This window comes from Sphingomonas bisphenolicum, assembly GCF_024349785.1.
In the GTDB taxonomy this organism is placed as follows: Bacteria; Pseudomonadota; Alphaproteobacteria; order Sphingomonadales; family Sphingomonadaceae; genus Sphingobium; species Sphingobium bisphenolicum.
The window spans coordinates 3,019,357-3,030,873 of sequence record NZ_AP018817.1 but is presented as its reverse complement, the minus strand read 5'-3'; the positions used below and the strand labels follow the sequence as shown (position 1 = coordinate 3,030,873).

Here is an 11,517-nt window from a genome sequence, read left to right as displayed (position 1 = left end):
CAAATGCGCGCGTGCGCATGGGACGACGCCGGACCGTGGCTTCCGTCAGGCGATGCGATGAATGGTTGTTCAGAAAGCGAAATCGATCCCGAAGCGGACGGTGCGTGGCCGCAGCGGCGTATAATAGTCGGTGCGCAGGTCGAACGGCGTGCCGAGCGAGAAGCGGTTGCCGTCGCTGTCCATCAGGTTGGTCAGCGACAGCGAATATTGCACCGGCCCGCGGGTCAGGCTGGCGGACAGGCTGGTATCGACATAGTCGCCCTGGGTCTGACCCAATATCGGCCCGACGCCCAGGCGCGACTTGCCGACATAGCGGGCCGATCCGGACAGGTGCAGATCCATCTCGCCGCCGATCTGCGTCCGATAGTCGAACGCCAGCCGGCCGCCCAGATTGGCGACATTGGGCAGGGTCAGGGACCGGCCGTCATAGGAGAGCGCGCGCACGAAATCATTGGGCTGGGTCAGGCGGCTGTCATTATAGATGACGCTGCCGTCCAGGGTGATCGCCGGGGTCGGCCGTACGACGATGCGCCCTTCGACCGTGTAGATGCGCCCGTCGCCGATATTGGCGGTGGTGGGCAGGCCGATGCGGTCGGTGACATCGGCCTGGATATTGCGCCAGTCGGTATAGGCGATGTTGGCGCTCGCGGCGAAGACGTCGCGGCCCGGCACGCCCTTGCGCGCGCCGATCTCCACGGTGGACACGCGATCATTCTGGAACCGGCGCACCCGCTGATCGTCGACGGCCAGGCCGCCGGGGCGGAAGCCCTGCTGGAAGCGGGCGTAGAGCGTCACGTCGGGGATGGCGTCGGTCAAGATCGAGGCGGAGGGCAGGAATATCGTTTCGCTGCGGTCGGCCTGCGCCTCCGCGCGCGCCAGTTCGCTGTCGGAAAGCGCGGCGACCGGATCGAGCGCCTCGCCCGACAGGCGGCTGTTGGTCAGGCGGCCGCCAAAGGTCGCGATCAGCCCCTTGACCGGTTCGAAGGAGGCTTCGCCGAACAGGGTCGCTTCCTTGACCATGTTGCGCACGCCGGTTGCCGGTGCGGCCATGCCGCGGCCGAACATCGCGACGCCGGGGATGATGACCGGCTGCATCGCGGCGGTGCCGAAGGACGTCAGCGATCGATTGAGGTCGGACGTGCTTTGCAGATAGGAGGCGCCCAATATCCAGCCCAGCCCGTTATCGAGATCGCGCACCAGCCGGTTCTCGGTCGAAAAGATGGTGACCTTGTTGCGCTGGCGGAACAGGGCGGGCGGTCCGTCCGGCTGGGTCGCATCATAGCTTTCGGCCAATATGTTGCGGACATAGCCGGTCGAAGAGACGAAGCGCAGGCTGTCCCATTGCTTTTCGATCCGCAGATTGGCCAGCATATAGTCCGAATAATAGGGCTGGGCGACGGCGGAGGCGCGTTCCAGCCGGCCGACCGATCGGGTCGCATATTGGGCGTCGTCGCCGTCGATATGCTGGTAGACGCCGTTCAGGTCGATGGTCCAGTCGGCGTCGGGCGCGAAGCGCAGCGCGGCGCGGCCACCATAGGTGCCGGTGCGGTTGACGTCATCCTTGCCGCGATTGACGTCGTCGATATAGCCGCCATCCCGCACGCCATAACCCACGACGCGCAGCGCCAGCTTCTCCGCCACGATCGGCAGGTTGAGCGTCGCACTGATGTCGCCGCCCGGATCGCCATGCTGGGTGGCGGACAGGCCGGCCGACATCTGTCCGCCATATTCGGCGAGATTCGGCGCATTGGGCATGACGCGGATGATGCCGCCCAACGATCCCGCGCCATAGAGCGTACCCTGCGGCCCCTCCAGCACCTCGACCCGGCCGACATCATAGAGCTTCAGGTCCGGGTCGGGCGCGGCATAGTTCAGGCGCATGTCGCCCAGATACTGGCCGGTGGTCGCCTGGGTCGGTCCGGCGACCCCCGAATCCGCGATCGCGCGGATGAAAAGCTTGTTGCGGCCCGCCCCGGCATGGGTGGAACTGAGGCTGGCGACGCGCGCCAGCAACGTGGCGGTGCCACCCGATGCTTCGGCTGTGGTGAACAGGCCGGCGTCCAGCGCCTCGACCATGCCGGCATAGCGGGGCAGCGGCGTGTCGCGCTTGGACGCGGTGACGATGATCTCCGCCGGCGCCTGTTCGGCTATGGGCGCGATCTGGATCGGGGCGGGCGCAACGGCGGGGCGCGCCGGCGCGATGCGGGCGCGCACGATGCGCCAGCCATTGCCGCCGATCCGCTGCGCCTTTGCGCCGCTGCCCTTGAGGAGTTGCTTGAGCGCCGCCTCCGCGCTCATCCGGCCCTGGACGGGAGGGGTGCGGATGCCGGCCAGCGACTGGTCCGACATGCCGATGCTGGCGCCGGTTTGACGGCCGAGCGCTATCGCTGCCTCGCCCAACCTGCCGGGGGCGATGCTGATATCCTGTCTGTCCGCCCCTGATGCGGGCGTTGCCGTCGCTAGGACGATCGCGATTGCGGGGGCGGTGACGAAAAGGAGGTCAGCTCTGCGGCCCATTCCCTTCTTTCATTGGCCCTTCTTTCATTGGCCCTTCCTGCAAGAGCCAGCCATCGCCCTGACGCACGGCGGTCAGCCCCATCAGCGGCGCGGCCTGCGCAAGGAAGCGCGCCGGATCGCGATCCAGCCGGATCGTGCCGGTAAAACGCATGGCCTGCGCCTGCGGCGTGAAATATACCGTCAGGCCGAGAGAGCGGGCGGCGTCCTCCGCCACCTGCGTCACGGGGGCGTTGCTGTAGACCAGCTGCCCCTGACGCCAACTCGCGACGGCGGCGGGCGCGATGTCCATCACGCGCAGGCCCTGCGCGTCCTCCGCCAGCGCGCGACCGGCAGGCAGGGCGATCGCTTCGGCCTGCGGATTGTAGATCACCTTGCCTTCCGACACGCCGATGCGGGTCGCAGCGTTGGTGTGGACGATGTTGAATATCGTGCCGGCATCTTCGAACACCGTGTCGCCCACGGTCACGCGGAACGGGTTGGCGGCGTCATGGCGCACGGTGAAGGCGGCTTCGCCCGTGTCGAGCGCGGCGAAACGCGCATCCTTGCGATCGAAGCGCATCGTCGTGCCGCCATTCAGTGCGACGCTGGTGCCGTCGTCCAGCGCGATCACGCGGGTTTCGCCGGGGCGGGTGCTGACGCTGTAGATATCGCTGCGGTTGAGGACGGCGATCGAGACGGTCGCGACCAGTGCGGCCGCAATCGCGCCGCCGCCGATCCAGCGCAGCGGACGGCGGGGGCGCACACCTGGATCGTTCGCCGGGACTGGCAATATGGGGGGCATGGCGACCGGATCGGACGGCAGGATGCTGTCCAACTCGCCGTCTGCCAGCATCATCGCGTCATAGGCTGACACATGCACAGGATCAGCCTCCAGCCATGCGGTGAAGGCGTCCCAGTCGGCAAAGTCGGGATCGCGCGTGCGGACGACCCAGCCCAGCGCCTCCTCGTTTATCATGGCTCCAGCCCCGTTTCTTTTGTGCCCCTTGTCGACACTGACGCCGCCGCCGCGCTCATTCCGTATCCAGTTTCTGCTTGAGCGTCAGCATCGCACGATAGGCTTTTTGCAAATCCTTCTCCACCGTGGTCAGGCTGACCCCCAGTTCATCGGCGATCAGGCGCTGGCCCACGCCTTCGATCCGGAAGCGGCGAAACACCATTTCGACCCGCGGCCCCAGGTCGCGTAGCACGGCGCGGGCCTGGTCCAGCTGTTCGTTGAGGACCATGCGGTCGTCGACGGCGATATCCTCGGTCGGATCGGCCATCACGCCGCCCGCGCCCCCGGCCCAATCCTGTTCGCGCCGCTCGCGCCGCGTGGCCGAGCGATAACGGTCCAGCATCAGATTGTTGGCCATGCGATAGAGATAGGGCAGCGGATCGGAAACGGGGCCAAGATCCTTCGCCTCCAGCTTCATCCACATATCCTGCAACAGATCCTCGGCATCTTCGCCCGCCCCGCGCGCACGCAAGAAGCGGAGCAGGGCGGCGCGGTTGGCCATGAAGATTGCGGAGAGGCCGGTGGCCATGCCTGTCATGCGTCCAGTCAATATGGTCTGGCGCGTTGCCATAGAGGGGCGGGTGGGGTCTTGGCAACGTCCAAGCTGTTTACCTGTCCGCGTCGCTGGGTTAGCGGGAGGGATGATTAGCGGAGCGGCGAGCGGCATGGCGGACGGAATCGGTGCGGAGAGGGTCGGCGCGAACGGCATCGGCGCGAACGGCATCGGCGTAGACGGCATCGACAGGGCGGCGTGTCAGGCGGCGGGGATGGACCCGGACCGGCTGGAGGCGCTGGTCGGCTTTCTCGACCGCACCTATCTGGTCACGGGCAAGCTGCCGCACATGCAATTGCTGCTGTCGCGCGACGAGCGGCCGCTGCTATCGGTGACGCGCGGCGCGGCACGGGCGACCGGGGAGCCGCTACGTGACGACGCGCTGTTCCGTATCGCATCAATGACCAAGCCGGTCACGTCCGTGGCCTTCATGATGCTGGTGGAGGCCGGGCGGGTCGCGCTCGATACGCCCGTCGCCGACGTCATCCCCGAATTTGCCGACCTGCGCGTGGGGCAGGCCAATCGCGCCAGGCCCAAACGGGCGATGCTGATGATCGACCTGCTGCGGCATACGTCCGGCCTGACCTATGGCCTGCAACGCCAGACCCCGATCGATGCGCGCTATCGCAAGCTGGGCCTGGACGAGTTCCAGCAGAAGCGCACCTCAGACCAGTTCATCATCGACCTCGCCACCCTGCCGCTGGAATTTTCGCCGGGCGACCGTTGGAATTATTCGGTGTCGACCGACGTGCTGGGCGTGGTGGTCGAACGACTGTCGGGCATGGACCTGGAGGCGTTTTTCCGCACCCGTATCTTCGATCCGCTGGCGATGGTCGATACGACCTTCGTTCTGCCCGATGACAAGGCGGACCGCATGACCGATGCCTGGCGGCTGGACGAGGCGGGCGGCCTTGCCATCGCGGACATCGGCGCGCGCAGCGGCTGGCGCCGCACCGGGCGGTTCCTGTCGGGCGGCGGCGGGCTGGTGTCGTGCGTGGCGGACTATCACCGCTTCGCCCGCATGTTGCTGCGCGGCGGCGAGTTGGACGGCGTGCGGCTGCTGGCGGCGGAGACGGTGGAGCGGATGCGCAGCAACCAGTTGCCGGGCGGCGGCGACCTGTCCAGCCTGTCCAGCGCAATGTTCAGCGAAGCGGATTATCAGGGCGTCGGCTTCGGCCTGGGCTTCGCCATGGGCATGGAAAGCCACGAATATTATTGGGGTGGTGTGTTTTCGACCTATTTCTGGATCGATCCGGTCGCACGGCTGATCGGCATTTTCATGACCCAGCATCTGCCTTCCAGCACCTATCCGGTGCGCGCCGAACTGCGCGCTGGCGTGGCCGGGGCCGTAATAGGGCAATAACGGCGTAAGGTTCCATCCGAAAACGGCTGAAAACAGCCGATATTTCTTGCTGCGCTGCAAAAATGTGCATGGCGTGGCGCGGGGGGCTGTGTCATCATCGGGTCCGACTCAGCGAAGGGGGACCGCGCCTGTGAATCTCAAGGGCCAGACCAAGCTTCCCATACCCGCACCGCGGCAGGTGGACCCGGAAGTCCTGGCCCATGAGATTGTCGAGCGCCTGACCTATCGCATCGGCAAGAATGCGGCGGCGGCCAAGCCGCATGACTGGCTGCATGCCGTCATCCTCGCGATCCGCGACCGGGTGATCGACGCCTGGATCATCTCGACGCAGAAAACCTATGAGGAGGAAGGACGACGGGTCTATTATCTGTCCCTCGAATTCCTCATCGGCCGGCTGATGCGCGATGCGGCGTCCAACATGGAAATGCTGGACGACATGCAGGCGGCGCTCGCTTCCCTGGGGGTCGATATCGACATCATCGCCGCGCTGGAGCCGGATGCGGCGCTGGGCAATGGCGGGCTGGGGCGGCTGGCGGCCTGCTTCATGGAGAGCATGGCGACGGTGGACGTGCCCGCCTATGGCTATGGCATCCGCTATGTGAACGGTATGTTCCGGCAGGAGATCAGCGACGGCTGGCAGGTCGAACTGCCCGAAAACTGGCTGGCGCACGGCAATCCGTGGGAGTTTGAACGGCGCGAGGCGAGTTACGAGATCGGTTTCGGCGGACGGGTCGATCCGGCCGAGGGCGAGGATGCCGGGCCGCACCAGATGCGCTGGCGGCCGGCCGAGCGCGTCATCGCCACGCCTTATGATACGCCGATCGCGGGCTGGCGCGGCAAGCGGGTCAACACGCTGCGCCTGTGGGAAGCGCAGCCGATCGACCCGATCCTGCTCGACAAGTTCAATGCCGGCGACCATCTGGGGGCGCTCGCGGAGAGCAACCGGGCGGAATCGCTGACCCGCGTCCTCTATCCCGCCGACAGTTCGGCCGCAGGGCAGGAATTGCGGCTGCGGCAGGAATATTTCTTCTCCTCCGCCTCGCTACAGGACATCGTCCGGCGGCATATTCAATATTTCGGCAGCATCCTGACGCTGCCGGACAAGGCGGCGATCCAGCTCAACGACACCCATCCCGCGGTCGCGGTGGCGGAGCTGATGCGCATCCTGCTGGACGATCATGGCGTGGATTTCGCCGAGGCGTGGGACATTACCCGGCGCACCTTCAGCTACACCAACCACACCTTGCTGCCCGAAGCGCTGGAAAGCTGGCCGGTGCCGCTGTTCGAACGGCTGCTGCCCCGGCATATGCAGATCGTCTATGCGATCAACAGCAAGCTGCTGGGCGAAGCCCGCAAATCGGGCCAGTTCACCGACAGCGCGATCGGCGCCATATCCCTGATAGACGAAGGCGGCGACCGGCGCGTGCGCATGGGCAACCTCGCCTTTGCCGGCTCGCACAGCGTGAACGGCGTGTCGGCGCTGCATACCGATTTGATGAAGGTCACGGTCTTCGCCGACCTGCACAAGCTTTATCCGACGCGGATCAACAACAAGACCAACGGCGTCACCTTCCGTCGCTGGCTGATGCAGTGCAATCCGGGCCTGACCGGTCTGATCCGCGAGGCGATCGGCGACCGTTTCCTGGACGATCCCGAAGCGCTCCGCGATCTGGACGCTTTCGCCGACGACAGCGGATTTCAGGAAAAGTTCGTTGCGGTGAAGCGCGCCAACAAGGCCGCCCTGTCGGACCTGCTGCGCAAGCGCGTCAATGCGCGGATCGACCCCGCCGCCCTGTTCGACATCCAGATCAAGCGCATCCACGAATATAAGCGGCAGTTGCTCAACATCGTCGAGGCGGTGTCGCTCTACGACCAGATCCGCTCGCACCCGGAAAAGGACTGGGTGCCGCGGGTGAAGCTGTTCGGCGGCAAGGCGGCGTCGAGCTATCACAACGCCAAGCTGATTATCAAACTGGCGGGCGATGTCGCCCGTGCGGTCAATCACGACCCGGCGGTGCAGGGGCTGCTCAAGCTGCAATTCGTGCCGAACTACAATGTCTCGATGGCGGAGGTGATGATCCCCGCCGCCGACCTCTCCGAACAGATTTCGACCGCGGGCATGGAAGCGTCGGGCACCGGCAACATGAAGTTCGCGGTCAATGGCGCGCTGACGATCGGGACGCTGGACGGCGCCAATGTCGAGATGCGCGACCATGTGGGCGAGGATAATATCGTGATCTTCGGCCTGACCGCGCAGGAGGTGAACGACCGTCGGGCGCAGGGCTATGTCCCGCGCGAGGTGATCGGCCAGAGCCGCGAACTGGGGCAGGCGCTCGATGCGATCGCCAGCGGCGTCTTCTCGCCCGACGACCCCGATCGTTACAAGGGGCTGGTGCAGGGCATTTACGACCATGACTGGTTCATGGTCGCGGCCGATTTCGACAGCTATTCCGCCGCCCAGCGACAGGTCGATGCGCTTTGGCTGGACCAGCCGCTCTGGGCGAAGAAGGCGATCCACAATGTCGCGCGCATGGGCTGGTTCTCGTCCGACCGCACGATCCGCGAATATGCGGCCGACATATGGAAGATCACGCCATGAGCGTAAGCGAAGGATAGGTCGGTGCTGACGCCGGAACAGATCGACCGGCTGGTCACGGGCCTTGACGACGATCCCTTCGCCACGCTTGGCGTGCATCCGGCTGGAAAGCATTTCACCGCCTGCCTGTTAATGCCCGAAGCGGTCAGCGTGACGGCGCAGACGCTGGACGGCAAGCCGGTCGGCGCTCTGGCGCGGGTCCATGGCGATGGCCTGTTCTTCGGCAATGTCTCCATCCGCAAGCGCCAGCCGCTGCGCTATGTCGCCACCTTTGGGGATGGCGGCACCTATGCGTTGGTCGATCCCTATGGCTTCGGGCCGGTGCTGGGGCCGATGGACGACCATTATCTGGCGCAAGGATCGCACGGCCGCCTGTTCGACAAGCTGGGCGCGCATGTGATGACGCATGAGGGTGTAGAGGGCACGCATTTCGCGGTCTGGGCGCCCAATGCGCGGCGCGTGTCGGTGGTTGGCGACTTCAATCGCTGGGACGGGCGGCGCGGGCTGATGCGCCGTCGCGCCGATGCGGGCCTGTGGGAGATTTTCCTGCCCGAAGTCGGAGCGTGCAGCGCCTACAAGTTCGAGATCATCGGCGCGGACGGCGTGCTGCTGCCGCTCAAGGCCGATCCCTATGCCTTTCAGAGCGAATTGCGCCCCTCCACTGCCTCGATCGTCGCGCCGCCGCTTGACCACAAATGGGGCGATGATCGCCATCGGGACCATTGGCGCACAACCGACGCACGCCGCCAGCCGGTGTCGATCTACGAAGTCCATGCCGGATCGTGGCAGCGTGATGATCGCGGCGAATTTCTCAGTTGGGACGACCTCGCCAACCGCCTGATCCCCTATGTCGTCGGCATGGGCTTCACCCATATCGAATTTCTGCCGATCAGCGAATATCCCTATGATCCGAGCTGGGGATATCAGACGCTGGGCCTCTATGCGCCTACCGCACGCTTCGGCGATCCGGCGGGGTTCGCGCGCTTCGTCGATGGGGCGCATCGGGCGGGGGTCGGCGTCATCCTGGACTGGGTGCCGGCGCATTTCCCGACCGACGAACATGGGCTGGCGCATTTCGACGGCACGGCGCTCTACGAACATGCCGACCCGCGCAAGGGCTTCCACCCCGACTGGAACACCGCCATCTATAATTTCGGCCGGCGCGAAGTGGCGCAATATCTGGTCAACAATGCGCTATTCTGGGCCGAGCGCTATCATGTCGACGGGCTTCGCGTCGATGCCGTCGCCTCGATGCTCTACCTCGATTATTCGCGCAAGCCCGGCGAATGGGTGCCCAACGACCATGGCGGCCGCGAAAATGTGGAGGCGGTCGCCTTCCTCCAGCAGATGAACAAGGCGCTATATGGTGCGCAGCCCGGCATCATGACCATCGCCGAGGAATCGACCAGCTGGCCCGGCGTGTCCAAACCGGTCCACACTGGCGGGCTGGGCTTCGGCTTCAAATGGAATATGGGCTTCATGCACGACACGCTGCGCTATCTGCAGCGCGATCCGGTCCATCGCGCCCATCATCATGACGATATCACCTTCGGCCTGCTCTACGCCTTTACCGAAAATTTCGTGCTGGCGCTGAGCCATGACGAGGTGGTGCATGGCAAGGCCTCGCTGCTGCACAAGATGCCGGGCGACGACTGGCAGAAATTCGCGACGCTGCGGGCCTATTACGGCTTCATGTGGGGCTATCCCGGCAAGAAGCTGCTGTTCATGGGGCAGGAATTCGCCCAGCGCGGCGAATGGAGCGAAGAGCGCGCGCTCGACTGGGATCTGCTCGACCATGCGCCCCATCTGGGGGTGCAGAAACTCGTCGGCGATCTCAACCATCTCTATCGATCCCGCCCGGCCCTGCATGAGCGCGATTGCGAGGCGGAAGGATTTGAATGGGTGCTGGTCGACGGTGCCGCGGATTCGATCTTCGCCTGGCAACGGCGCGCGCCCGGCATCCGGCCGATCGTCGTCATCAGCCATTTCACCCCGATGTTGCGGCATGGCTATCGCATGCGGCTGCCGTCGGGCGGGCGCTGGCGCGAGATATTGAACAGCGATGCGGCCGATTATGGCGGCAGCGGCGCGGGTAACATGGGTCAGGTGCAGGCGGACGAGGAAGGGTGGGCGAACATCACCATCCCGCCCTTTGCAACCTTGATGCTGGAATTGGATTATTGAACACCGACGGCGCGTGCAGGCAGTCGCGGGCGAAATGAGGAGAGGCCCTATGCAGAGCAAATATCAGCCGATCGCACGCGACGCCATGGCCTATGTCCTGGCCGGTGGACGCGGCAGTCGGCTGGCGGAACTGACCGACAAGCGCGCCAAGCCCGCGGTGCATTTCGGCGGCAAGGCGCGGATCATCGATTTCGCCCTGTCCAATGCGCTCAACAGCGGCATCCGCCGCATCGGCGTGGCGACCCAGTATAAGGCCCATTCGCTGATCCGGCACTTGCAGCGCGGCTGGAATTTCCTGCGCCCCGAACGCAATGAAAGTTTCGATATCCTGCCCGCCAGCCAGCGCGTGTCGGAAAGCCAATGGTATGAAGGCACGGCCGATGCGGTGTTCCAGAATATCGACATCATCGAAAGCTATGCGCCCGAATATATGGTGCTGCTGGCCGGCGACCATGTGTACAAGATGGACTATGAGCTGATGCTGCAACAGCATGTCGACAGCGGCGCGGACGTCACCGTCGGCTGCCTGGAGGTGCCGCGGATGGAGGCGGTGGGCTTCGGCGTCATGCATGTCGATGACACGGACAGGATCACCGCCTTCATCGAAAAGCCCAAAAACCCGCCCGGTATCCCCGGCCAGCCCGACATGGCGCTGGCGTCGATGGGCATCTATGTGTTCCAGACCAAATTCCTGATCGAACAACTGCGCCGCGACGCCGACGATCCGAACAGCAAGCGCGATTTCGGCGGCGACATCATCCCCCATATCGTCAAACATGGCAAAGCGGTCGCGCATCGCTTTTCCAGCAGTTGCGTGCGCGCCGAAAGCGAACTGGAGCCCTATTGGCGCGATGTCGGCACGATCGACGCCTATTGGCAGGCGAGCGTCGACCTGACCGACGTGGTGCCCAGCCTGGACCTGTACGACCGTAGCTGGCCGCTCTGGACCTATTCGGAAGTCACGCCGCCGGCCAAGTTCGTCCATAATGAGGATGGCCGGCGCGGGTCCGCGACATCGTCGCTGGTGGCGGGCGGTTGCATCGTGTCGGGTTCCTCGCTCCATCGCAGCCTGCTCTTTTCGGGGGTGCGCACCCACAGCTTCTCGTCGGTGACGGAAAGCGTCATCATGCCCAATTGCGAGATCGGGCGCGGGGCGCGGCTGCATAAATGCGTGCTCGACTCCGGGATCATCATCCCGCCGGGCCTCATCATCGGTGAACATCCCGAAGAGGATGCGCAGCGCTTCCGCCGCACAGACAGCGGCATATGCCTGGTGACGCAGCCGATGATCGACCGGCTGGTGGCCTGAC

General features: G+C 65.0%; 7 protein-coding genes. 4 read left to right on the top strand and 3 right to left on the bottom strand.

All coding sequences use genetic code 11. From position 1 onward, the window contains the following. Positions 1 to 69: 69 nt before the first annotated feature. From SBA_RS15090 to SBA_RS15080, 3 genes are read right to left on the bottom strand one after another with little or no spacing between them, the layout of a single operon-like run. Positions 70 to 2,517 (bottom strand): TonB-dependent receptor domain-containing protein, encoded by a 2,448-nt coding sequence (locus tag SBA_RS15090; protein ID WP_261935007.1) that lies wholly within the window; start codon positions 2,515 to 2,517, stop codon positions 70 to 72. After that, a complete protein-coding gene (locus SBA_RS15085; protein ID WP_261935006.1) occupies positions 2,501 to 3,472 on the bottom strand; it encodes a FecR family protein in 972 nt (323 codons plus the stop codon). Before SBA_RS15085 ends, SBA_RS15090 begins: the two co-directional genes overlap by 17 nt. Before the next feature lie 55 nt (positions 3,473 to 3,527). Then, positions 3,528 to 4,040: an RNA polymerase sigma factor gene (locus SBA_RS15080; RefSeq protein ID WP_224550150.1), complete on the bottom strand. Its 513-nt coding sequence runs from the start codon at positions 4,038 to 4,040 to the stop codon at positions 3,528 to 3,530. A 238-nt stretch (positions 4,041 to 4,278) separates the two neighbouring features. Here SBA_RS15080 and SBA_RS15075 point away from each other — a divergent pair, with 238 nt between their 5' ends. From SBA_RS15075 to glgC, 4 genes are all read left to right on the top strand, one after another. Further along, entirely contained in the window at positions 4,279 to 5,427 is a 1,149-nt protein-coding gene (locus SBA_RS15075) for a serine hydrolase domain-containing protein (protein ID WP_261936749.1), read from the top strand. Positions 5,428 to 5,557: 130 nt separating this feature from the next. Continuing rightward, positions 5,558 to 8,026 carry a glycogen/starch/alpha-glucan phosphorylase gene (locus SBA_RS15070; protein ID WP_261935005.1) on the top strand — a complete coding sequence of 823 codons (2,469 nt, stop codon included), beginning with the start codon at positions 5,558 to 5,560 and terminating at the stop codon, positions 8,024 to 8,026. Positions 8,027 to 8,047: 21 nt separating this feature from the next. Next, a complete protein-coding gene (gene glgB, locus SBA_RS15065; RefSeq protein WP_224550064.1) occupies positions 8,048 to 10,207 on the top strand; it encodes a 1,4-alpha-glucan branching protein GlgB in 2,160 nt (719 codons plus the stop codon). A 49-nt stretch (positions 10,208 to 10,256) separates the two neighbouring features. After that, entirely contained in the window at positions 10,257 to 11,516 is a 1,260-nt protein-coding gene (glgC, locus tag SBA_RS15060) for a glucose-1-phosphate adenylyltransferase (RefSeq protein ID WP_224550065.1), read from the top strand. Position 11,517 lies beyond the last annotated feature (1 nt).